The sequence below is a fragment of the Pseudomonas asiatica genome, from assembly GCF_009932335.1.
Lineage (GTDB): Bacteria > Pseudomonadota > Gammaproteobacteria > Pseudomonadales > Pseudomonadaceae > Aquipseudomonas > Aquipseudomonas asiatica.
This window is the reverse complement of sequence record NZ_BLJF01000001.1, coordinates 2,543,113-2,563,647: the sequence shown is the minus strand read 5'-3', so window position 1 is coordinate 2,563,647 and position 20,535 is coordinate 2,543,113. Positions and strand designations below refer to the sequence as shown.

Below are 20,535 nucleotides of genomic sequence, written 5' to 3'. Positions count from 1 at the left end.
AGGAGCGGCCTTGTGCCGCGAATGGGCCGCCAGGCGGCCCCGGCGTTTTCAAAGGAGCAAGACCATGCAAGATTGTGCATTTCGACAATGGCTGGATGCCAATGCCGAGGCCATTGACCGGGGCCAATGCGAGCCGCAGCTGGTGCTGGCGCAAATCGCCGAATCGCAGCTGCTGCGCGTCGGTGTCGACCCGGCCCTGGGCGGCACGGGCGGGCAGGTGAGCGACGCGGTCGAGGCCATCGCCGCGATCGCCAGCCGCTCGCTGGCAGCGGCGTTCGTTTGCTGGGGCCAGCGCGCCTTCATCGAATACCTGTTGCACAGCCCCAACCAGCCCCTGCGCGAGCGCCTGCTGCCGCGCCTGCTGACTGGCGAACTGGCCGGCGCCACCGGGCTGTCCAACGCCATGAAGTTCCTGTCCGGCATCGAAGCGCTGCAGGTGCGTGGCCGCCCGCAAACCGATGGCTGGCAGCTGGAAGGGCGCCTGCACTGGGTGACCAACTTGCGCAAGAGCGGCTTCGTGGTGGCTGCGGCTATCGAAGATGAAGCCGGTGGTGCACCGTTCGTGCTGGCCATCCCGTCCGACGCACAGGGCCTGGAGCGTTCCGACGACCTGCAGCTGATGGGCCTGCAGTCAAGCAACACCGCAGCACTGGCCTTCCACCAGGTGCAATTGCAGCGTGGCTGGTTGCTGCACGAAAATGCCCGCGAGTTCCTGCTCCGGGTACGCCCGGCGTTCCTGGCGCTGCAGTGCGGCATGGCCATTGGCCTGGCGCGGCGGGCGCTGGCGGAAGTGCAGGCACACCTGCATGGCCGTGCCTCGTTCCTCGACGAAGCACGTCAGGTGCTCAGCGAACGCCTGGAAAACACCGTGAACGAGCTCAAGCAGGGCCTGCTCGATGGCCGCTTCCAGCAGCAGCCGGCAGCCTTGTTCAAGCTGCGCATCACCTTGGCCGAAAGCGCTGCCGACGCCGTGCAACTGGAGTTGCAGGCCAGTGGTGGCAAGGCCTACCTAAGCGAGTACGGTGAAGGCTTTGCCCGCCGCTGGCGCGAGTCGGCCTTCGTGCCGATCGTCACGCCCAGCCTGGTGCAGCTGCGCGCCGAACTGCAACGCCAGGCGGGCGCGGCATGAGCCCAGTGTTGCTCGAAGCCCGCGACATCAGCCTGGGCTACCCGCGCGAGGGTGGCTGGCAGGCGGTGCTGGCACAGTTCGACCTGCAGCTGGCACCCGGCGAAGTGGTGACCATCCTCGGCCCCAGCGGGGTCGGCAAGTCCAGCCTGCTGCGTGTGCTGGCCGGCCTGCAGCAGCCCCGCGGTGGCAGCGTGACCCTGCACGGCCAGCCGCTGCAGGGCCCGCACCCACGCCTGGCGGTGGCCTTCCAGGACCCGAGCCTGTTGCCCTGGTTGAACCTGGAGAAGAACGTCGCCTTCGGCCTGGACTTCGCCCGCCAGCCGAAACTTGCCGCCGCCGAACGGCGCGCACGCATCGACCATGCGATTGCCGCCGTGGGCCTGGGCCATGCCCGTGGCCAGTACCCGGCGCAGTTGTCCGGCGGCATGGCCCAGCGCACCGCGCTGGCCCGCTGCCTGGCCCGCCAGCCCGAAGTGCTGTTGCTCGACGAGCCGTTCGGCGCGCTGGATGAAGTGACCCGGGCCGACATGCAGCAACTGCTGCTGCAACTGATCGCCACCCACAACACGGCAGCGGTGCTGATCACCCACGATATCGACGAAGCCCTGCTGCTGTCCGACCGGGTCCTGCTACTGGGCAACCACCCAGCGCACACCCTCGGCCAGTGGCACATCGACCTGCCGCAACCACGGACGCAGCGGGTCGAGGAACTGGGCGCCTTGCGCATCGAAATCCTCAAAACCCTTCGGCGGGCAAGCCGCACAGTCGAACCTACCCCAACCCCGTTGCCCTCGGAGGCTGTCCATGTGCATGGATGACTGCTGTTCCTCTTCTTCGCGTCGCGATTTCCTCAAGCTCGGCGCCATGCTCACGGCCGCCGGAGCACTGCCGTTGCTGTCGAGCCTGCAGGCCCGGGCCGCCGCCGAGCCGGACGCGCCGGTGCGTATTGGCTACCTGCCGATCACCGACGCCACGCCACTGCTGGTGGCGCACAACAACGGCCTGTTCGAGGCCGAAGGCATCAAGGCCGAGCGCCCGGTGCTGCTGCGCAGCTGGGCGCAGGTGATCGAGGCGTTCATCTCCGGCCAGGTCAACGTCATCCACCTGCTGTCGCCGATGACCGTATGGGCCCGCTACGCCAGCAAGGTGCCGGCCAAGGTGGTGGCCTGGAACCACGTGGGCGGTTCGGGCCTGACCGTGGCCCCGGACATCAGCGACATGAAACAGCTGGGCGGCAAGACCGTGGCCATCCCGTTCTGGTACTCGATCCACAACGTCGTGCTGCAACAGATGCTCGACGACAACGGCCTGACCCCGGTGTCGAAGCCGGCCAATGCGCCACTGGCCGGCAACGAAGTCAACCTGCTGGTGCTGCCGCCGTCCGACATGCCGCCTGCACTGGCCAGCAAGCGCATCGCTGGCTATATCGTCGCCGAGCCCTTCAACGCCCTGGCCGAGAACCTCAAGGTTGGCCGCGTGCAGCGCTTCACCGGCGATGTGTGGCGCAACCACGCCTGCTGCGTGGTGTTCATGCACGAGCACGACCTGAACAACCGCCCGGAGTGGTCGCAGAAAGTGGTCAACGCCATCGTCAAGGCCCAGCACTGGACCCGTGACCACCGCGCCGAGGCCGCTGCATTGTTGTCCAAGGCCGGCCCCAACAAGTACACCCCGCATGAACCAGCGGTGCTCGGCAAAGTGCTGGCCCCGGCCGCCGAGGACCGGGCCGGTTATATTGCCAGTGGCGCCATTCGCCACCAGCAGTGGGACGAAAAGCGCATCGATTTCCAGCCTTACCCGTTCCCCAGCTACACCGAAGAACTGGTCAAGCGCCTGAAAACCACCTTGATCGAGGGCGACAGCGCGTTCCTGGCCGGCCTGGACCCGGCACAGACCGCCCGCGACCTGGTCGACGACCGCTTCGTGCGCAACGCCATTGCTACCGTTGGCGGGCCGTCGGTGTTCGGCATCGCCGATGACTTCGAGCGTAGCGAGGAGTTCGCGGTCTGATGCGCACGCATGTCGTTCATGCCGGCCTGGGGCTGGCCGGGTTGCTGGGTCTGTTGCTGCTGTGGTGGGCCGGTGTCGCGCTGTTCGGCCAGGCCGATGGCCTGTCGGCGCGCTTTTCGCCGGCAGCGACCCTGGCCAGCCTGGTCGAGTTGCTGGGGCAGGGCGAGGTGTACGGGCATATCTGGGTCAGCCTCAAACGTATCCTGGTCGGGCTGCTGCTGGCGCTGCTGATCGGCGTGCCGCTGGGCTTGCTGGTGGGCAGCTACCGGCACCTGGAGGCGGCGACCACGCCGGCGTTCCAGTTCCTGCGCATGATCTCGCCGCTGTCGTGGATGCCGGTGGTGGTGATGCTGATGGGCGTGGGGGACCAGCCTATCTACTTCCTGCTGGCGTTTGCCGCATTGTGGCCGATCTTGTTGAACACGGCGGCCGGGGTAAGGCAGCTGGACCCACGCTGGTTGCAGTTGAGCCGCAGTTTGAGTGCCACGCGCCGGGAGACCTTGTGCAAGGTGATCGTGCCCGGGGTGATCGGCCATGTGCTGACCGGCGTGCGCCTGGCCATCGGCATCCTGTGGATCGTGCTGGTGCCGTGCGAAATGCTCGGGGTGAGTGCGGGGCTGGGGTACTTCATTCTCGATACCCGCGACCGGCTGGCGTATTCCGAGCTGATGGCGATGGTGCTGCTGATCGGGGTGCTGGGGTTTGTGCTGGATGCCCTGGCGCGTGGGCTGCATCGGCGCTGGGTGCATGGCTGAGGGGCCAGTGCGGCTTCTTCGCGGGCTTGCCCGCTCCCACAGTTTGGCCTTGTGACACCCCTGTGGGAGCGGGCGAGCCCGCGAACAGGCCCTTGGATCAATGCACGGTCTTGCGCTGTCGTACACACTCCTGGGCCTGAGCGGTCAGTTCGTCCAGCCGCTCATCCCGCATCTGTTCCGCTTCGATCATCGCATCCTCACCCTGCTGGTTGAGCAGGTAGGTATGGATCTGCATCACTTCCGCCGTCTGGTAGATCGGCGCAATATCCAGTCGCCCGATCAGCGCGCCGCTAGCCCGCCCGGTACTGCTCATCAGCACCTGCGGCCCATTGGCGGCCACCACTTGCATGCCCATCGCCTCGAACCACGGTACCTGGCTGGCAAAGGCATTCAGCTCGACGCAGGCATGGCGTGCCTGCAGGTCGCCCAGCAGGGCGCGGGCGATGCCCTGGCGACGATGGCTGGCGCGCACGGCCAGGAACGCCAGGGCGCAAGCCTGTTCATCGTCCTCGGCCGGCAGCGACAGGGCAAACCCCAGCAATTGGTCCGGCTCTTCGGCATCCAGCGCCAGGGTCAGCGCCACGGCCAGGCCTCGGGTGCCGTCCAGTGCTTGCAGGTACTGGTGCACTTCCATGCCAACGCCGTACTGGTACAGCGGGTACAGCGGGTTGTCGGCGCTGATGGCGACACTGCTCAGTTCGCCGACGTGGTGGATCACCAGTTCGCGGATCTGGTTCTGGAAAGATTCAGGCGGCACGCTGTCGAGGCGGCTCAGGATGAACATCGGGGGGCGGGCTCCGGCGGGTAGATGGATGGCCCGCGCCATGCGGGCGCGGGCTGTACAGTCTAACCGTTTTTGTCGATCAGCCTTGTACCTGCAATGCACCGAGCATCAGGTCGAGGTTCTGCACCGCCGCACCGGAGGCACCTTTGCCGAGGTTGTCGAACACTGCGGTCAGCAGCACCTGACCATGCTCAGGGTTGGCGTAAAGCGCCAGGCGCAGGTCGTTGCTGTCGTTCAACGCCTCGGGGTCGAGGTTCGACGCCGCGCCGTGCTGGTGCAGGGGCATCAGCTGGACGTGGCGGGCACCCTGGTAGTGCTGCTGCAGGCAGGCCTGCAGCTGTTCGGCACTGACCTGGCCGGGCAGCAGGCGCAACTGCAGCGGGATGCTCAGCACGATGCCCTGGCGGTAGGCACCGTAACCGGGCATGAACATCGGCCGCGCCGACAGCCCGGCGTGCTGCTGGATTTCCGGCACATGCTTGTGCGCCAGTTCCAGGCCGTACAGTTGCAGGGCCGGGGTTTTGCCGGCGGCGGGCTGTTCATGCCGTTCGACTGAGGCGCGGCCACCACCGGAATAGCCGGAGATGGCGTGGATGTTCAGCGGGTAGTCCGCTGGCAGCAGGCCGGCCTTGACCAGTGGGCGCAACAGGGCGATGGCGCCGGTGGGGTAGCAGCCGGGATTGCTGACGCGCTTGCTCTGCGCGATGCGCTCGGCTTGCTGCTCGTCGAGCTCCGGCAGGCCATAGACCCAGCCTGGGCTGGTGCGGTGCGCGGAGCTTGCGTCGATCACCCGCACTTGCGGGTTGTGGATCGCCGCCACGGCCTCGCGGGCAGCATCGTCGGGCAGGCACAGCAGGGCGATGTCGGCGCTGTTGATTGCCTCGCGGCGGCGTTGCGGGTCTTTGCGTTCGGCTTCGGGCAGGGTCAGCAGGCGCAGATCGCTGCGGCCTTGCAGCCGGGCATGGATCTGCAGGCCGGTGGTGCCTTGGTCACCGTCGATGAAGACAACAGGTGTGTGCATGGTCAAAGTCCGGTCGGGTAGGGATGGCCTATGCTCGCTTGTGGCTCTGGTAAAGAAAATTTGAATATGATGATCGATATATTCATCTTTTCTGAACGAGATTGGCCCATGCGCGAAATCAGCCTCGATCGCCTCCGCACCTTGGTGGTCATCTCCGACCTGGGCTCGTTTGCCGAAGCCGCCCGCCAGCTCAACCTGGCACCGCCCACCATCAGCCTGCACGTGGCCGAGCTGGAAGCGCGCATTGGCGCACCGTTGCTCACCCGCACCCGCGGCCAGGTGCGGCCCACGGTCATCGGCGAAACCCTGCTGGCCCGTGCCCGGCGCCTGCTGGCCGACGCCGACCTGGCGCTGGATGAAGTGCGCCGGCAGGTCGAGGGCCTGACCGGCCGGGTGCGCCTGGGCGCCTCCACCGGTGCCATCGCCCACTTGCTGCCGCAGGCGCTGGAGCACCTGCGTACGGTGCACCCAGGGATCGATGTGCAGGTCCAGGTGCTGACCTCCCAGGCCTCGCTGGCGCGCTTGCGCGAGGGCACGCTGGATATCGGCCTGGTGGCCTTGCCACAGGTGTCTGGTAAAGGGCTTGCGGTTACGCCCTGGCGGCGCGACCCGATCCTGGCCTACGTGCCGGCCGACTGGCAGCCACCGGCCAAGGTTACGCCGGCCTGGCTGGCGCAGCGGGCGTTGATCCTCAACGACAGCAGCACCCAGCTTTCGCGGGTGACCGGCGAGTGGTTCGCGGCAGCGGGGTTGTACCCTGAGCCGCGAATCGAGCTGAACTACAACGATGCGATCAAGAGCCTGGTCGGGGCTGGGTATGGGGCGACATTGCTGCCGCAGGAGGGGGAGTCGGCCGAGCTGGACCGGCGCATTGCCCGCCGGCCGCTGCGGCCGGGGTTGTGGCGGCAACTGGGCATTGCCTGCCGGGAAGGGCAGGTGGAGCGGGCAACGGGGTATGTGTTGCAGGCGTTGGAGCGGTTGCGCCAGTGAGGGCCCTGGGGGCTGCTTTGCAGCCCTTTCGCGACACAAGGCCGCTCCTACATGGGAACGCGACCTCTTGTAGGAGCGGCCTTGTGTCGCGAAAGGGCCGCACAGCGGCCCCAAGCTTCAACCCCGCTCTCGGGCCCGCACCGCAGTCACTGTCTCGCCGCCAACCCCCCAGTTATCGGTCGGTACCTCCTCGATCACCACAAAGGTACTGGCCGGCGGCTTGCCCAGCACCCGCTCCAGCATGCAAGTCGTCTGTTCGATCAGTTGGCGCTTGTGCTCAGCACTGACGCCTTCATCGGTCACGCGAATATGGACATAAGGCATGGTTGCTCGCTCCTCTGTTAATGCCAGGTGCCAGCGGTGCTACCGCCATCCACCGGCAGGATCACGCCGCTGACGAAGCGTGAGTCGGCCAGGTACAACACTGCATCCACGACATCCTGTGGCGAGCCGGTGCGGCCGCTGGGTGACAGCGCGCCCATGCCTTGCGTATTGCCGCCATGCAGCGGTGTATCGATGATCCCCGGTGCCACCGCATTCACCTGCACGCCGCTGGCTGCCAGTTCCAGTGCCAGGCCTTTCACCGCCTGGTTCAGGCCACCCTTGACCAGTACCGGCAGCAGGGCCGGCACGCGGGTGTCCGGTTGCAAGGCAATGGAGGCGGTGATGGCGATGATCTGCCCATGCCCTTGTCTGGTCATGATCCGCGCCGCTTCCTGGGCCGGGTAGAAGAAGCCCTTGAGGTTGGTGCCGATCAGGGCGTCGACATCCGCTTCGCTGTACTCGGCAAACGGCTTGGCAATGAAGATGCCGGCGTTGTTGATCAGCAGGTCGACCCCGCCAAAGGCTTGCTCGGCGCTGGCGAACAGGCGCTGGGCCGTGCCCTGCTCGGCGATGTCGCCAGCCACGCCGATGAAGCGCGATGGGTTGCCGAGGCGGGCGGCGGCTTGCTCAAGGCGGGCCTGGCTGCGGGCGTTGCCGACCACGTTGTCGCCGCGTTCGAGGAAGGCCTCGGCCAGGGCGAAACCCAGGCCGCTCGAGGCCCCGGTAATGATGACGGTGCGTGGCGTGTTCATGTGCATGATCTCCAGTGAAGTGAGCTATGGGCTCGGTGTGAAGCCACTGTAGGTTGCAATCAGCACTTGAAAAATGAGGCGCTGGGCATTTCAATCGATACATCATGTAATCAATCGAGCCGACATGACCCGCCATTTCGATGACCTGCAACTGGGCAGCCTGGAACTGTTCTGCCTGGCCGCCGACAGCGGCAGCTTCACCGCTGCGGCCACGGAAGCCGGCGTTACCCCGGCGGCGGTCAGCCGCAGCGTGGCGCGCCTGGAAGAGCGCCTGGGTGTGCGCCTGTTCGTCCGCACCACCCGGCAGATGCGCCTGTCCGCAGCCGGCCAGGCCTACTATCAGCAATGCCGGCAGGCACTGGGGCAGTTGGTGGAGGCCGAGCGCCAGGTCACGGGCGGGCAGGTCGAGCCGAGCGGTCTGCTGCGTATCAGTGCACCCACGCCCTATGCTCATCACCGGCTGTTGCCGCTGCTGCCGCGGTTTCGCCAGCGCTACCCCAAGGTGCAGGTGGATGTGCATGTCAGCAACCGCAACGTCGACTTTGCCGAGGAGCCGTTCGACCTGGCCATTCGTGGCCGCGAGCCGGCCGATTCGCGGCTGGTGGCGCGTCGCCTGGAAGATGCCGAACTGGTGGTGGTGGCCACGCCGGGTTACCTGGCCCGTGCTGGCACGCCACGAACACCGCACGACTTGCTGCAACATGAGTGCATCCAGTTCGAACTGCCCAGCAGTGGCCGCCGCCCGCCGTGGAGCTTCCTTCAGGATGGCCAGCAGGTGGAGATCGAAACCCAGGGTGGGTTCACCTGCCTGGGCGACTTCCTCGCCACCGCCACGCTGGTGCGCCACGGCGGCGGGCTGATGCAGGCTTACCGCTTTACCGTGCAGGACGCACTGGCCAGTGGCGAACTGGTGGAAGTGCTCGCCGAGTTTGGCGGCACCTCGCGGCCGTTCATGCTGATCTACCCCCAGGCCCGGCACATGCCGTTGCGGGTGCGGGTGTTCATCGATTTCCTGTTTACCGAGGGGGCATAGCCCCCGGGCTGAGCCGAGGCGCCGGGGCGTATGGCCGACTATGCTGTTTGCTGCGTCGAGCCAGTGTCATCTCGACGACCCCTCAGGTTTTCCAGGAGAACGCTCCATGAAATCCACGAAATGCATACCTTTGCTGGTGATTGCCTCGGTCCTCAGTTTTGCCGCACACGCAGACCCGGCGAGCAACTGTGCGGCCAAGATCAAGGAGCTTGAGGATTTCGAAAAGGCCAGTGGCCAGGCAATGCATGGCGGCATGGCCCATGACTTCAAAGTCCACTTGCAAAATGCCAAGGATGCTCAGAGCAAGGGAGATATGACTCAGTGTCAGGCCTCGGCGGACCAAGCCAAGACTATCTACAACAAGGCACGTAGCAAGTAAGCCCTTGCTGGCCTCTTCGCGGGTAAACCCGCTCCTACAGTATCTCCAACAGGCTCAAGGCCAGCGTGGTTACTGTGGGGTTTACCCGCGAAGAGGCCAGCGCAGGCTGGCGCCGTCTTCAGAACCAGCGATCGTTCTTCCTGCGCCCACGGGTCAGCGACGGCAGGATCAGCCCCGCCAGCAAGCCCGCGCCGGCAATGCTGCCGCCATACACCATGTAGCGCATCATAACCTGCTTGTTCTCGTCCCCCAGGCGTGCCTGGGTATCGCGCAGCTGCGACTGGCTCTGGTCGAGCTGTTCATTCAGCGCCTTGTTGCGTGCTTCAAGTTCGTCGATCAGCTTCTTGCGTGAATCGAGGGTTTCCTGCATGCCCTGTACGCGATTCTTCCAGCTGTCGTCGATGTTCTTCAGCTGCCCGGTCAGGTCCGCGACCTGGGCATCGAGCTGCGGCAGGCGCTCGCCCTGGCCTGGCACCGACTGCAGGTCGTTGCTGAGAATCCACACCACATCGCCGTTCTGCCCGCGCACCTGGCTGTAGTTGCCCTGGCTGCCGATCAGGGTCAGCTTCTGTCCGGACTTGAGCGTACCGACAATGCGGTGGCCATCGGTGGGGCCGCTGCGCACGTAGGTGCTCAGGCTGTCGCTGACCCAGCGTGCATCGCTGGCAGGCTCTTCGGCGTGCACCGGTGCGGCAAGGGCCACCAAGGTGGCGATCAGGCCGCCGCGCAGGGCAGTGAGGGCGGAAGCAGTTGGGCGGGAATCGGGCATGTTGGGTCTTCGCTGAAACAGGACAAAAAGTAGGCCCGGTGACTGGGCCGATGAACCGGTCGGTGGGTTGACCGTCAGCGAAAGACCGTTTTTTTGTCAGCAGGTTCACTACCTGATGTCGGAAATGTCTGCAGGATGTTGCAGGACTTCAACCGGCGACTGTGAGACTAGACTCAAAGGCTCAGACCCTTTCTTGGAACAAGACCATGACAGCCAAGAACACAATCTGCCTCTGGTACGACAACGACGCCGAGGAGGCCGCGAACTTTTACGCCAGCGTCTTCCCTGACACGACAGTGATAGCGGTGCATCAGGCACCTGCTGATTATCCATCCGGGAAACAGGGTGACGTGATTACCGTGGAGTTCAGCGTCATGGGTATTCCCTGCGTGGGGCTCAACGGAGGCAAGGCCTTCACGCATTGCGAGGCGTTTTCATTCCAGGTCAGCACCGAGGACCAGGCCGAGACCGACCGCTTGTGGGATGCCATTGTCGGCAACGGCGGGGAGGCCAGTGTCTGCGGCTGGTGCAAGGATAAATGGGGGATTTCGTGGCAGATCACCCCGCGCATCCTCATCGAAGCCATCGGCCACCCCGACCGGGCGGCGGCCAAGCGGGCGTTTGATGCCATGATGCAGATGGGCAAGATCGATGTGGCCAGGATAGAGGCGGCGTTGAAGGGCTGATCACGGCAGTGAAGGCATCTTGATCGGGGGCTGCGCAGCAGCCCCCGATTCCACAAACTTGCCAGGTCAGTTGCCGGTCACTTCGGCCTCTGCCGACGCCGGCTTGGTCGAAGTCTTCTTCTCCTGCACCACGATGTAGAACTCTTCGCCATGCTTCACCGCGCCATACAACACGGCCTTCTCGATCAGTTCGTTGCCGCGCAGGTGGCGCAGCATCATCGGGTCCTTGCGCAGGTCGCGGTACAGCGCAAGGCACAGCAGCACCATCACCACCACGAACGGCAGGGCCACGACGATGGTCAGGTTCTGCAGGCCGGTCAGTGCCTCGCCGGGGTCGCGCGGGTCACCGATTGCCAGCATGATCGCCGCCACAGTACCGGTCAGCGCACCCCAGAAGATCACCGTACGTCGCGATGGTGTGGTGGTGCCGTGTTCCGACAGCGTGCCCATCACCAGCGAGGCCGCGTCGGCACCGGAGACGAAGAAGATACCCACCAGAACCATCACCAGCACTGATGTCGCCGAGGCCAGCGGGTAGCTGTCCAGCAACTGGTACAGCGCGTGGTTGCTGTTGACCGCACCATTGGCCAGCTGGAAGGCGCCTTCACGCAGGGCGTCGATACCCGCGCCGCCAAAGATGGTGAACCACACCAGGCTGACCAGGCTCGGTACCAGCAGCACTCCGGTAACGAACTGGCGGATGGTGCGGCCGCGGCTGATGCGGGCGATGAACATGCCCACGAACGGCGTCCAGGAAATCCACCAGGCCCAGTAGAATACGGTCCAGCCGGCCAGCCAGTTGTTCATCTGTTCACCGCCGCTGGCGTTGGTACGGGCCATCATTTCCGGCAGCATCTTGACGTAGATGCCGATCGAGGTTGGCAGCAGGTTGAGCATCAGCAGGGCCGGGCCGACCATGAACACGAACACCGCCAGCACCAGCGCCAGCACCATGTTGGTGTTGGACAGCCACTGGATGCCCTTGCCGATGCCCGACACCGCCGAGGTGACGAAGGCGATGGTCAGCAGGGTGATGATCGAGATGTAGAACAGCTTGCCGGGGCTTTCGATCCAGCCGTTGTATTCCAGGCCACCGGCAATCTGCAGCGCGCCCAGGCCCAGCGAGGCCGCCGAGCCGAACAGCGTGGCGAAGATCGCCATCATGTCGATCAGGCGGCCGAGCGGGCCGTTGGCATGCTTGCCGATCAACGGCCGGAAGGCGGCGGAAATCAGCTGCGAGCGGCCGCGGCGGAAGGTGCCATAGGCAATCACCAGGCCGACGATGGCGTACATGGCCCAGGGGTGCAGGGTCCAGTGGAACAACGTTGTGGCCATGGCCACCTGCATCGCTTCGCTGGACTGCCCGGTGGCCGTCCCTGGTGGTGGCGATACATAGTGCGACAGCGGTTCGGCAACGCCGAAGAACATCAGGCCAATGCCCATGCCGGCGCTGAACATCATCGCCACCCAGGACACCGTGCGGAATTCTGGCTGTTCGCCATCACGGCCCAGCGGGACCCGACCGTACCGGCTGGCGGCGAGCCACAGCACGAACACCACGAACAGCGTGGAGGTAAGCACGAAGAACCAGCCGAAGTTGAGAATGACCCAGGATTGTGCGCTGGAGGCGCTGCTGGCGAGGCTTGCCTGGTTGAGGAAGCCCCAGAGGACGAAAGCGATGGCCAGGAGGCTGGTGAAACCAAAGACGATCCAGTCGAGCTTGCCCTCGAAACGCCGGTCCTGGCGTGCTTCCGCGGTTTTCGAGGGATCCGTCACGCCAAGGTCGAGCGTTTCGGTGATGTGTTCCTTTGCCATGAATGATGAGGCCCCTTTCTGGCTTACCGGCTGGTGCAGGCTTGTAGTTTTGTGTGGGCTACCGAGTTCGATGACTGCCTCGGCGGGGAGATTGCTGGCGGGATTATCCTGCGCACTAAACGGCGGCTCCTGTCCCGATAACGCCCCGGGACGTCCATTGCGCGACCTGCCAGATACTTTTAGTTCTGGGGGCGATGGCCCTTTCTGCCTCGGGTTCTGGTACCCTGTGGGCATTACCCAGGCCTGCACATCCGGGCATCGTAGAAGCGCTGCCGCTTGTGGGCCTGGCCGTACCAGGAAACGGAGATTCGTCCAGATGGCCACTGACCGTGTGAGCCTGATTCATTTCGATAAATTGAGCATGAGCCCTGCCGCTGCCGATCGGTTCCAGAAAGCCCTCGACGCGCTGGAAGCGCTCAAGCTGCAGGACCGTTATGTGTATCTCATCGCTCCTTATCTGGGTGATATCGCTGACGCCTCCGACCGCGAGCAACTGGCCACCGCCCTGGAACAGGGCTTGCGCGTGGTCGACGAGTTGCTGGCTGCCAGGTCGGTCACCAAGGTCAAGGCCGAAGAAGTACGCCAGGTGTTCCACGCCGCCGCCGAGCGCGCGCAGGCTGAAATGCCCGGCTGAGTGGCGGCATGGCCAAAGACATCGACAACCCCTGCGTCTCGCTGTGCCAGCTCAATAGCGAGCTGTGCGTGAGCTGCGGGCGCAGCCGTGACGAAATTCGCAAATGGCGGGGCATGAAGCGCCCCGAGAAGATGGCCACCGTGCAGCGGGCGGCAACGCGGATGAAGGCTATCGCCAAGAAGGCGGCCAAACGGCAGAATGGCGACTGAGCCTGCGCACCCTGTGCGCAATTTTTCCTGATTGTCTGACGAGCCTGAAAATGGATTCTCACTCGCTGTTTGCCTTTACCCTGGTCGCTGCCATCGCGATCGCCAGCCCCGGCCCTGCCACCCTGATGGCCATCAACAACAGCCTTGCCCATGGCCAGCGCAGCGCGATCTGGTCGTCGCTGGGCAATGGCTCGGGCCTGTTCTGCCTGTCGGCAGCCGCCATGCTGGGGCTGGGCGCGCTGCTGGCCAGTTCCGAAATGCTGTTCAACGCCGTGAAGATCCTGGGGGCGGGCTACCTGTTCTATCTGGGCGCGCGGCAATTGCTGAAAAAGAGCCCGATGCTGGCGCAGGGCGACGCAGAGGGTGTGGCCAAGGTTCGGCCCACGCCGCTGAAGCTATACAAGTCGGCCTTCCTCACGGCAGTGACCAACCCCAAGGCGACCATGTTCTTCACCGCGCTGTTCCCGCAGTTCATCGACCAGGGGGCGGCGCTGTTGCCGCAGTTCCTGATCCTGACCGGGATATTCGTAGCGTTGTCGCTGGTTTCGCTGAGCCTGTATGCCGCACTGGCGGCGCGGGCCAAGGGCGTGCTGACCCGGCCGTCCCTGTCGCGCTGGGTGAGCCGGGTGGTGGGCACCACCTTTATCGGTTTTGGCGCGGCGATCCTGGCGATGCGCCGGCAGGGGGCCTGAAGTACGAGGGGCGCTCCATCTGGCCGATAAAAGGCCAACCTGATGGCCATACATGGTCCAGACTGTCTGCAGCACGCACAGATGGGTGCTGCAGTCGACCACAGGACGTGGCAACCATTGGCCACCGCTCCGGGTCTGCGGATGTCACATGTGCCGAGGGTTGTCGATGATCGAGCGCTGCTTTCGCCACGCCTTGCTGCTGTTGCCGTGCCTGCTGCTGCCGCTGGCGGCGGTAGCGCATGAGGAATGCCGGCGGCTGACTGCCACCGGCAACCCGGAATACCCCCCCTACCTGTGGCGCGACCCGCAAAACCCCCAGCAACTGATCGGTGCCAATGCCGATCTGCTCAAGTACCTGGGCAAGCAACTGGGGCTGGAAATCGAGGTGGTCTACGGCGGGCCGTGGTCGCGCGCCCAGGAAGAAGTGCGCACGGGCCGGATCGACCTGATGGCCGGGTACTTTCTGACCAAGACCCGTCAGCAGCAGATGGACTTCATTACCCCGGCATTCCTGTATACCCCAAGTGTTATCTGGGTGCGCCAGGACAATACCTTTGCCTACCAGCAATGGGCCGACCTGAAGGGCCGCAAAGGCGGCACGCTGGTCAACAACAGCCACGGCCAGCAGTTCGACGACTACGCCAGGACCAACCTCACCCTCGAAGCGGTACCCGGTGCCAGGCAGGCATTCGAGAAGTTGATGCACAAGCGCAGCGATTACGTGGTGTACGAGCAGTATCCCGGCTTGGCGCTGGCACGCACCTTGGGGATTGCCGACAATTTACAGGTGCTGGAGCCACCGGTATCCAGCGAAGGGCTGTACCTGGCGCTTTCGCATGACTCGCCCTGCAATCAGCCGAAGCTGCGTGAGGCACTGACAAGGGAGATGGAAAAGATCGTTGCCGGGGCATTGCCGGAGCAACTGCTGCAGCAAAACCTGGAGCGTTGGCAATAGCAGCCTGGTATGCGGTCCCTTGTAGGAGCGGCCTTGTGTCGCGATGGGGCGCGCAGCGGCCCCTGTTTTCAGCTTCGCCGCAGATATCGCCGGGGCCGCTTCGCGCCCCATCGCGACACAAGGCCGCTCCTACAGGGACCGGGCCAGTTGCTCGGCTTCCTTGGCCCGGGTCACGCTGACTGCGCCGGGCAGGGTGACATCGTTCTTCGCCGCGAGGATCTCGGCCATGACGCTGACGGCAATCTCGGCCGGGGTCTTGCTACCGATATAAATGCCGATAGGGCCGTGCAGGCGCCGCAACGACGCTTCGCTTTCGCCAAAGTGTTCGATCAGGCGCTCGCGGCGCAGCTGGCTGTTGCGCCGTGAGCCGATGGCACCGATATAGAACGCCGGGCTGTGCAGCGCTTCGAGCAGTGCCAGGTCGTCCAGCTTGGGGTCGTGGCTGACAGCGACGATGGCGCTGCGCAGGTCCGGGGCAAAGGCGCGGACGACGTCGTCCGGCATGCCGGCAAGGTGGTTGACGCCGGCAACGTTCCAGCCTGCCGTGTACTCGGGGCGCGGGTCGCACAGTGAAACGCTGAAGCCATTGAACAGGGCCATGGTCGCCAGGTATTCGGCCAGCGCGCCGGCACCGATCAACAGCAGGCGGTAGCCGGGGCCGAGGGTGCTGAGCATGTGCTGGCCATCGAAGCTGAACAGCTCGGGCGTGGTGGTGGCGCTGAGGCTGGCTTTGCCGCTGCGCAGGTCGAGCCCACGCCGTACCAGGCTGCCGCCGTCGAGGCCGGCGAGCAATTGTTCGAGGTGTGGCAGCGACGGGGCGAATTCCAGCACCAGTTCGAGGGTGCCGCCACAGGGCAGGCCGAAGCGGTGGGCCTCGTCGGCACTGACACCATAGCGCACCACCTGGGGCAGGCCGCTGGGCATGCCGGGGCCGGCGTAGGCACTGGTGTAGCGGTGAATGAGGTCGTCCTCGATGCAGCCGCCAGAGACACTGCCAACCACACGGCCGTCGCTGCGCAGGGCCATCATCGAGCCCACCGGGCGGGGGGAGGAACCCCAGGTGCGGGCGACCGTGGCGAGCAGGGTGCGATGGCCGGCGGCGAGCCAGTCTCGGGTGGTGCGAAGGACCAGCAGGTCGATGCTTTCCATGGGGACTCCGGTACAGCCACCAAAATTCAGCGCATGTGCAAAATGATCGGGCTACTGCTGGCCGGGTCGGTATGCCCACGCAACTTGCTCACCGCCTGCGCATTCACCGCGCCACCATTGTTCCCCCAGGCACTGCGCACGAAACCCAGCACATCAGCAATTTCCTGGTCACTCAGTTGCTCACGGAAGGCCGGCATGCGATAGGCATCGGGCAACCCGGCCGTCACCACCCGCTGCGAACCATTGAGGGTGATGTTGATCGCCGAGGCGTCTTCCTTGGCCAGTGCCGAAGTAGCGCCGGCCAAAGGCGGCATCCATTCGGCCTGGCCCTTGCCGTCCATGCCGTGGCACGACGCACAGCGGGTTACATAGGTATGCGCCCCAGGGCTGTCGAGCCGCGCCGCCGTCGTTTCGGCCTGGTATTGCCACGGCGCACCGTCGCGTTGCGGGTCGCCGGGCAGCGACTTCAGGTAGCGGGCGATGGCGGCCAGGTCGTCGTCACTCATGAACTGCGTGGAGTTGTTGAATGCCTCGGTCATCGAGCCGAATACCACCGCATGCCGGTTGCGCCCGGTCTTGAGGAACTGCGCGATCTCGGCTTCGCTCCAGCGCCCCAGCCCGGTGTTGGGGTCGGCACGCAGGCTCGGTGCATACCAGCCATCGAGCAGGGCACCAGCGAGGAACGGCTTGCCGCTGTCATCCAGGGCCTTTTCGTTGAAGGCCAGGCCACGCGGCGTATGGCAGCTGCCACAGTGGCCAGGGCCCTGGACGATGTAGGCGCCGCGGTTCCACTGGGCATCCTGCCCGGCCTGGTTGGTGTAGGGCGTGGTGGCGGCGAACAGGCCGTTCCACAAGGCGATGGGCCAACGCAGGTTCAGCGGCCAGGGAATGTCGCTGGCCAGGTTGGCCTGTTGCACCGGCTGCACGCCTTGCATGAAAAAGGCATACAGCGCCTTTACATCGTCATCGCTGAGCTTGGCGTAGGACGGGTAGGGCATGGCCGGGTACAGCCGTCGGCCACCGGGGGCTACGCCGTGGCGCACGGCACGGTCGAAGTCGGCCAGGCTGTAGCCACCGATGCCGGTGTCGCGGTCGGGGGTGATGTTGGTGGCGTGGATCGCCCCCAGCGGGGTGGCCATTTCCAGCCCGCCGGCGAACGGTTTGCCGTCCGCCAGGCTGTGGCAGGCCACGCAGTCGCTGAGGCGGGCTACGTACTCGCCACGGCTGACCAGCGCCGGGTCCGCGGTGGTGGCCTGCGCATCGGCAAATGGCGAGGCAGGCTCGCGGGTGACGTACCAGGCCAGCAGGCCTGCCGCGACCAGGCACGGCAGCGCCAGCCAGCCAGCGGTTCTTGCGAAACGATGGGTCATGGGGCGTCCTTGTGTGCTCAGCTGAAGGTATGGCGGCTCAATGGCAGGCTGCGCACGCGCTGGCCGGACAGCTGCGCGACTGCGTTGGCTACCGCCGGTGCCACCGCGGGCAACGGTGGCTCGCCGATGCCGCCCATCTTCGCCCCGCTTTCGACAATGCGCACATGCACCCTGGCCATGCGCGATGGCGGCAAGATCGGGTACAGGTCGTAGTTGCGCGCGCGCGGCTTGCCATCCACGTACACCGCTTCTTCCAGCAGTGTCTGCGACAGGCCCAGGGCGACGGCGCCGTTGACCTGATGCTCGATGATCGCCGGGTTGACGATGCTGCCCGGGTCGATGGCCTGCCAGATGTCGTGCACTTTGACCTGGCCGTTCTCGATCGATACCTCGGCAATGACCGCTGCCTCCGAGCCGAACGGCGAGGCCATGGCCACGCCACGCGCCCGCTTGCTGCCGTCCTCGGCGGTGAACGGCCCGCGCTTCCAGCCGCCGGAAAGCTCGGCGACGGCCTGCAACAGGTTGGTCAGGCGCGGGTTGTCGCGCAGCAGGTGCAGGCGCAGTTCGAACGGGTCCTTGCCGCCTTTGTCGGCCAGTTCGTCGAGGAACGACTCATAGAAGAAGTCATTCAGCGAGTTGCCCACCGAGCGCCAGTAGCCGAGCATGGCCGGGCCTTTCACGTAGATCTGCGCGATACGCTTGTTGGCGATGGCGTAGGACTTGCCCGACAGGCCTTCGAGCGCGGTCGGGTCGAGCTTTTCGCCTTGCTTGCCTGCGAGGGCCTCGGTCGGGCCTTCGGTGGCGCTCACGGCTTCGAGGGCCACTGGCAGGCCGTCGGCATCCAGCCCGGCCCGGAATTTCACCACGGCGACCGGGCGCAGCACATCGCGGAGGAATTCTTCCTCGCGGCTCCAGATGAGTTTCACCGGCCGGCCGACCGCCTTGGCCAAGGCAATGGCCTGTGGGTAGGGGTTGGCCGAGTCGTACAGGAAGTGGCGGCCAAAGAAACCGCCCAGCAACGGCGAATGCAAGGTGATCTGTGCCGGGGCCAGGCCGGTGCGCTTGGCAATGTCGTCACGGAACATGTCCGGCGCCTGGTTGGGCAGCCACACCTCCAGGGTGCCGTCCGGGTTGAAGCGCGCCAGTGCCGACGGCGGCTCCAACTGGGCGTGGTTGAGGTACTGGTTATGGTAGGTTGCCTCGACCCGGGTCTTGGCATTGGCCAGCATGCCGGCCACATCGCCCTGGTTTTCGTCGTCGCGCGCCGGGCCCGTGACCGTGGCCAGGTGCTCGCGCCAGCCATCGCTGGAGAAGTCGGCCGGCATCGGCCGTACCGGGCTGTCGGCCGCAGGCTCCTTCCAGTCAACCTGGATGGCCTCGACCGCGCGCTTGGCATGCCACCAGCGTTCGGCTACCACGGCCACGGCGCCCGGCAACTGATGCACCGAATGCACGCCCTTCATGGCCTTGACCTGGTCTTCGTTGCGCAGGCTGCCGACGGTCATACCCAGGCGTGGCGCGTGCTGCACGGCAGCGTGGAGCATGCCGTCGACCTTGATGTCGATGCTGTACACCGCCTTGCCGGTGGACTTGTCGTAGGCATCCAGGCGACGTACCGGCTTGCCGATCCAGCGAAACTGGCTGGGGTCACGCAGCTTGACGCTGGCCGGGTCTGGCACTGGCAGGTCCATGGCCCGCCCGGCCAGTTCTCCGTAGGGGATGGAGCGGCCAGTCGTGGTATGTACCACGTGACCCGGCGTGGTGGAGAGTTCTTCGACCGGCACGCCCAGCTGCTCGGCACCCGCCTGCAGCAGCATGGCCCGGGCGAGGGCGCCCAGGCGGCGCATGGTCGGGTAGCTCATGCGCACCGACATGCTGCCGCCGGTGATGCGCATGCCGTTTTCCATCACTACATAGGCTTCGCCGGGCGGCGCGCTGTCGACCACGAAATTGACCGGGTCGACGTCCAGCTCTTCACCAACGATCTGCGCCATGGCGGTGAAGGGGCCTTGGCCACCTTCCATGAACGGGCTGAGCAGGCGTACTTTGCCGTCCGGGCGGATCTCCAGAAACGCCGGCACCTGGGTACCGCGCTCCGGGGTTGCTGCGGCGGCTGCCTGCACGCGGGCCGAGCCCATGGGCAGGCCGAAACCCAGCACCAGGGCACCGACAGCCGTGCCGGCAAGAAAGCGCCGACGCGACAGGTTGACCGTTTCGCCCAATTGCAGCTTGAGCAGTTCGGCGGGGGTATCGACTGGTGTGTTCATCAGGCCTTCTCCCCTTGGGCCAGCTCATGCACGGCAGCATGGATGGCGTTGTAGGTGCCGCAGCGGCACAGGTTGACCATGGCTGCCTCGATCTGTGCGTCACTGGGCTTGGGCGTGTGCTTGAGCAGCGCCGTTGCCGCCATTACCTGGCCGGACTGGCAGTAGCCGCACTGGGCCACCTGGTGCTCGACCCAGGCCGCGACCACCCGTTTGCCGACGGCATCGGCCTCGATCGCCTCGATGGTGGTCACCTCGCGCCCGACCACGCCGGCCACCGGGGTGACGCAGGCGCGCACCACGTTGCCGTCCACCAGCACCGAACAGGCGCCGCACTGGGCCAGGCCGCAGCCATACTTGGTGCCGGTCAGCCCCAGGTCGTCGCGGATCACCCACAGCAGGGGCGTGTCGGCGTCTGCCTCGACCTGGTAGGTCTTCTGGTTGATGCGTAGTTCCATGGTTCACCTGCCCGTCAACGGTTGCTGTCGCTTGGTTTCTTGTGATCGGGGAATACGGTGCTCCCCAGTGCAGAAACGCTAGCACAGCGGGGTGACCGCCGGTCTGCTGACGGGGGCAGGTTCAGAGGATCAGGCAAGCAATTCGGTGAAATGCGCAAGCGGCGATGTGCGCTATCGCCTGTAGGAGCGGCATTGTGTCGCGATGGGGCGCGCAGCGGCCCCGGGGTCTTGGCAGCATGCAGTATTGTAAGGGGCCGCTTTGCGGCCCATCGCGACACAAGGCCGCTCCTACAAGAAAGCGCATTTGGAGGTGAGGAGGACTTCCGCAACGAAAACCCGGATAATGCCGGCCAATTT

The 20,535-nt window shown here is 65.4% G+C and carries 22 protein-coding genes; 12 read left to right on the top strand and 10 right to left on the bottom strand.

Features of this window, described 5'->3' with window-relative positions; translation table 11 throughout:
- Positions 1–64 precede the first annotated feature (64 nt).
- From GYA95_RS11805 to GYA95_RS11790, 4 genes are read left to right on the top strand one after another with little or no spacing between them, the layout of a single operon-like run.
- On the top strand, positions 65–1,129 hold the full coding sequence (locus GYA95_RS11805) for an acyl-CoA dehydrogenase family protein (RefSeq protein ID WP_161551399.1): 1,065 nt from the start codon (positions 65–67) through the stop codon (positions 1,127–1,129).
- Complete coding sequence (locus tag GYA95_RS11800) at positions 1,126–1,947, top strand: ABC transporter ATP-binding protein (protein WP_015270724.1); 822 nt, start codon at positions 1,126–1,128, stop codon at positions 1,945–1,947. Before GYA95_RS11805 ends, GYA95_RS11800 begins: the two co-directional genes overlap by 4 nt.
- A complete protein-coding gene (locus GYA95_RS11795) occupies positions 1,934–3,139 on the top strand; it encodes an ABC transporter substrate-binding protein (protein ID WP_015270723.1) in 1,206 nt (401 codons plus the stop codon). The genes GYA95_RS11800 and GYA95_RS11795 overlap by 14 nt, the downstream gene beginning before the upstream one ends.
- Positions 3,139–3,894 carry an ABC transporter permease gene (locus tag GYA95_RS11790; RefSeq protein WP_015270722.1) on the top strand — a complete coding sequence of 252 codons (756 nt, stop codon included), beginning with the start codon at positions 3,139–3,141 and terminating at the stop codon, positions 3,892–3,894. The genes GYA95_RS11795 and GYA95_RS11790 overlap by 1 nt, the downstream gene beginning before the upstream one ends.
- Positions 3,895–3,991: 97 nt before the next feature.
- Here GYA95_RS11790 and GYA95_RS11785 read toward each other — a convergent pair whose 3' ends face one another.
- Together GYA95_RS11785 and argC are read right to left on the bottom strand one after the other, a co-directional pair.
- A complete protein-coding gene (locus GYA95_RS11785; RefSeq protein ID WP_013973019.1) occupies positions 3,992–4,678 on the bottom strand; it encodes a GNAT family N-acetyltransferase in 687 nt (228 codons plus the stop codon).
- 79 nt (positions 4,679–4,757) lie between these two features.
- On the bottom strand, positions 4,758–5,699 hold the full coding sequence (gene argC / locus GYA95_RS11780; RefSeq protein ID WP_015270721.1) for an N-acetyl-gamma-glutamyl-phosphate reductase: 942 nt from the start codon (positions 5,697–5,699) through the stop codon (positions 4,758–4,760).
- A 108-nt stretch (positions 5,700–5,807) separates the two neighbouring features.
- On the opposite strand from argC, the gene GYA95_RS11775 reads away from it, so the two are divergent.
- Positions 5,808–6,689 carry a LysR family transcriptional regulator gene (locus tag GYA95_RS11775; protein ID WP_015270720.1) on the top strand — a complete coding sequence of 294 codons (882 nt, stop codon included), beginning with the start codon at positions 5,808–5,810 and terminating at the stop codon, positions 6,687–6,689.
- Positions 6,690–6,806: 117 nt separating this feature from the next.
- Here GYA95_RS11775 and GYA95_RS11770 read toward each other — a convergent pair whose 3' ends face one another.
- Together GYA95_RS11770 and GYA95_RS11765 are read right to left on the bottom strand one after the other, a co-directional pair.
- The gene (locus GYA95_RS11770; RefSeq protein WP_015270719.1) at positions 6,807–7,013 is read right to left on the bottom strand and encodes a tautomerase family protein; all 207 of its coding nucleotides are present in this window, start codon (positions 7,011–7,013) and stop codon (positions 6,807–6,809) included.
- A 17-nt stretch (positions 7,014–7,030) separates the two neighbouring features.
- Positions 7,031–7,765: an SDR family NAD(P)-dependent oxidoreductase gene (locus GYA95_RS11765; protein ID WP_015270718.1), complete on the bottom strand. Its 735-nt coding sequence runs from the start codon at positions 7,763–7,765 to the stop codon at positions 7,031–7,033.
- Between the two features lie 124 nt (positions 7,766–7,889).
- On the opposite strand from GYA95_RS11765, the gene GYA95_RS11760 reads away from it, so the two are divergent.
- Both GYA95_RS11760 and GYA95_RS11755 read left to right on the top strand, forming a co-directional pair.
- Complete coding sequence (locus tag GYA95_RS11760) at positions 7,890–8,798, top strand: LysR family transcriptional regulator (RefSeq protein ID WP_015270717.1); 909 nt, start codon at positions 7,890–7,892, stop codon at positions 8,796–8,798.
- 106 nt (positions 8,799–8,904) lie between these two features.
- Complete coding sequence (locus GYA95_RS11755; protein WP_013973013.1) at positions 8,905–9,177, top strand: hypothetical protein; 273 nt, start codon at positions 8,905–8,907, stop codon at positions 9,175–9,177.
- Positions 9,178–9,295: 118 nt separating this feature from the next.
- Here the strand turns inward: GYA95_RS11755 and GYA95_RS11750 are convergent, their stop codons facing one another.
- Complete coding sequence (locus tag GYA95_RS11750) at positions 9,296–9,946, bottom strand: TIGR04211 family SH3 domain-containing protein (RefSeq protein WP_015270716.1); 651 nt, start codon at positions 9,944–9,946, stop codon at positions 9,296–9,298.
- Between the two features lie 206 nt (positions 9,947–10,152).
- Between GYA95_RS11750 and GYA95_RS11745 the strand changes: the two genes are divergently transcribed.
- A complete protein-coding gene (locus tag GYA95_RS11745; RefSeq protein ID WP_015270715.1) occupies positions 10,153–10,632 on the top strand; it encodes a VOC family protein in 480 nt (159 codons plus the stop codon).
- A 66-nt stretch (positions 10,633–10,698) separates the two neighbouring features.
- On the opposite strand, the gene GYA95_RS11740 is transcribed toward GYA95_RS11745, so the two are convergent.
- Positions 10,699–12,447 (bottom strand): BCCT family transporter, encoded by a 1,749-nt coding sequence (locus GYA95_RS11740; RefSeq protein WP_161551398.1) that lies wholly within the window; start codon positions 12,445–12,447, stop codon positions 10,699–10,701.
- Between the two features lie 316 nt (positions 12,448–12,763).
- Between GYA95_RS11740 and GYA95_RS11735 the strand changes: the two genes are divergently transcribed.
- The 4 genes from GYA95_RS11735 (at position 12,764) to GYA95_RS11720 (ending at position 14,937) form a co-directional block, all read left to right on the top strand.
- Positions 12,764–13,081, top strand: a complete 318-nt coding sequence (locus GYA95_RS11735; protein ID WP_003259233.1) for a hypothetical protein — start codon at positions 12,764–12,766, stop codon at positions 13,079–13,081.
- An 8-nt stretch (positions 13,082–13,089) separates the two neighbouring features.
- Complete coding sequence (locus GYA95_RS11730) at positions 13,090–13,290, top strand: DUF1289 domain-containing protein (RefSeq protein WP_003259230.1); 201 nt, start codon at positions 13,090–13,092, stop codon at positions 13,288–13,290.
- A 50-nt stretch (positions 13,291–13,340) separates the two neighbouring features.
- Positions 13,341–13,982, top strand: a complete 642-nt coding sequence (locus GYA95_RS11725) for a LysE family translocator (RefSeq protein WP_015270713.1) — start codon at positions 13,341–13,343, stop codon at positions 13,980–13,982.
- Between the two features lie 166 nt (positions 13,983–14,148).
- Positions 14,149–14,937: a substrate-binding periplasmic protein gene (locus GYA95_RS11720; RefSeq protein ID WP_015270712.1), complete on the top strand. Its 789-nt coding sequence runs from the start codon at positions 14,149–14,151 to the stop codon at positions 14,935–14,937.
- A 129-nt stretch (positions 14,938–15,066) separates the two neighbouring features.
- Here GYA95_RS11720 and GYA95_RS11715 read toward each other — a convergent pair whose 3' ends face one another.
- Genes GYA95_RS11715 through GYA95_RS11700 form a run of 4 tightly spaced genes read right to left on the bottom strand, consistent with a single transcriptional unit; the run spans position 15,067 to position 20,178 of the window.
- Positions 15,067–16,086, bottom strand: coding sequence for an XdhC family protein (locus GYA95_RS11715; protein WP_015270711.1), 1,020 nt, complete (start codon positions 16,084–16,086; stop codon positions 15,067–15,069).
- Positions 16,087–16,112: 26 nt separating this feature from the next.
- Complete coding sequence (locus tag GYA95_RS11710) at positions 16,113–17,456, bottom strand: c-type cytochrome (RefSeq protein WP_015270710.1); 1,344 nt, start codon at positions 17,454–17,456, stop codon at positions 16,113–16,115.
- 17 nt (positions 17,457–17,473) lie between these two features.
- Positions 17,474–19,723 (bottom strand): xanthine dehydrogenase family protein molybdopterin-binding subunit, encoded by a 2,250-nt coding sequence (locus GYA95_RS11705; RefSeq protein WP_015270709.1) that lies wholly within the window; start codon positions 19,721–19,723, stop codon positions 17,474–17,476.
- A complete protein-coding gene (locus GYA95_RS11700; protein ID WP_003259224.1) occupies positions 19,723–20,178 on the bottom strand; it encodes a (2Fe-2S)-binding protein in 456 nt (151 codons plus the stop codon). The genes GYA95_RS11705 and GYA95_RS11700 overlap by 1 nt, the downstream gene beginning before the upstream one ends.
- Between the last annotated feature and the right edge of the window lie 357 nt (positions 20,179–20,535).

Bases quoted from the DNA above. Each gene is read 5' to 3' on its own strand.
- GYA95_RS11805 (WP_161551399.1), top strand. From the start codon at position 65: ATGCAAGATTGTGCATTTCGACAATGGCTGGATGCCAATGCCGAGGCC.
- GYA95_RS11800 (WP_015270724.1), top strand. From the start codon at position 1,126: ATGAGCCCAGTGTTGCTCGAAGCCCGCGACATCAGCCTGGGCTACCCG.
- GYA95_RS11795 (WP_015270723.1), top strand. From the start codon at position 1,934: ATGTGCATGGATGACTGCTGTTCCTCTTCTTCGCGTCGCGATTTCCTC.
- GYA95_RS11790 (WP_015270722.1), top strand. From the start codon at position 3,139: ATGCGCACGCATGTCGTTCATGCCGGCCTGGGGCTGGCCGGGTTGCTG.
- GYA95_RS11785 (WP_013973019.1), bottom strand. From the start codon at position 4,678: ATGTTCATCCTGAGCCGCCTCGACAGCGTGCCGCCTGAATCTTTCCAG.
- argC (WP_015270721.1), bottom strand. From the start codon at position 5,699: ATGCACACACCTGTTGTCTTCATCGACGGTGACCAAGGCACCACCGGC.
- GYA95_RS11775 (WP_015270720.1), top strand. From the start codon at position 5,808: ATGCGCGAAATCAGCCTCGATCGCCTCCGCACCTTGGTGGTCATCTCC.
- GYA95_RS11770 (WP_015270719.1), bottom strand. From the start codon at position 7,013: ATGCCTTATGTCCATATTCGCGTGACCGATGAAGGCGTCAGTGCTGAG.
- GYA95_RS11765 (WP_015270718.1), bottom strand. From the start codon at position 7,765: ATGAACACGCCACGCACCGTCATCATTACCGGGGCCTCGAGCGGCCTG.
- GYA95_RS11760 (WP_015270717.1), top strand. From the start codon at position 7,890: ATGACCCGCCATTTCGATGACCTGCAACTGGGCAGCCTGGAACTGTTC.
- GYA95_RS11755 (WP_013973013.1), top strand. From the start codon at position 8,905: ATGAAATCCACGAAATGCATACCTTTGCTGGTGATTGCCTCGGTCCTC.
- GYA95_RS11750 (WP_015270716.1), bottom strand. From the start codon at position 9,946: ATGCCCGATTCCCGCCCAACTGCTTCCGCCCTCACTGCCCTGCGCGGC.
- GYA95_RS11745 (WP_015270715.1), top strand. From the start codon at position 10,153: ATGACAGCCAAGAACACAATCTGCCTCTGGTACGACAACGACGCCGAG.
- GYA95_RS11740 (WP_161551398.1), bottom strand. From the start codon at position 12,447: ATGGCAAAGGAACACATCACCGAAACGCTCGACCTTGGCGTGACGGAT.
- GYA95_RS11735 (WP_003259233.1), top strand. From the start codon at position 12,764: ATGGCCACTGACCGTGTGAGCCTGATTCATTTCGATAAATTGAGCATG.
- GYA95_RS11730 (WP_003259230.1), top strand. From the start codon at position 13,090: ATGGCCAAAGACATCGACAACCCCTGCGTCTCGCTGTGCCAGCTCAAT.
- GYA95_RS11725 (WP_015270713.1), top strand. From the start codon at position 13,341: ATGGATTCTCACTCGCTGTTTGCCTTTACCCTGGTCGCTGCCATCGCG.
- GYA95_RS11720 (WP_015270712.1), top strand. From the start codon at position 14,149: ATGATCGAGCGCTGCTTTCGCCACGCCTTGCTGCTGTTGCCGTGCCTG.
- GYA95_RS11715 (WP_015270711.1), bottom strand. From the start codon at position 16,086: ATGGAAAGCATCGACCTGCTGGTCCTTCGCACCACCCGAGACTGGCTC.
- GYA95_RS11710 (WP_015270710.1), bottom strand. From the start codon at position 17,456: ATGACCCATCGTTTCGCAAGAACCGCTGGCTGGCTGGCGCTGCCGTGC.
- GYA95_RS11705 (WP_015270709.1), bottom strand. From the start codon at position 19,723: ATGAACACACCAGTCGATACCCCCGCCGAACTGCTCAAGCTGCAATTG.
- GYA95_RS11700 (WP_003259224.1), bottom strand. From the start codon at position 20,178: ATGGAACTACGCATCAACCAGAAGACCTACCAGGTCGAGGCAGACGCC.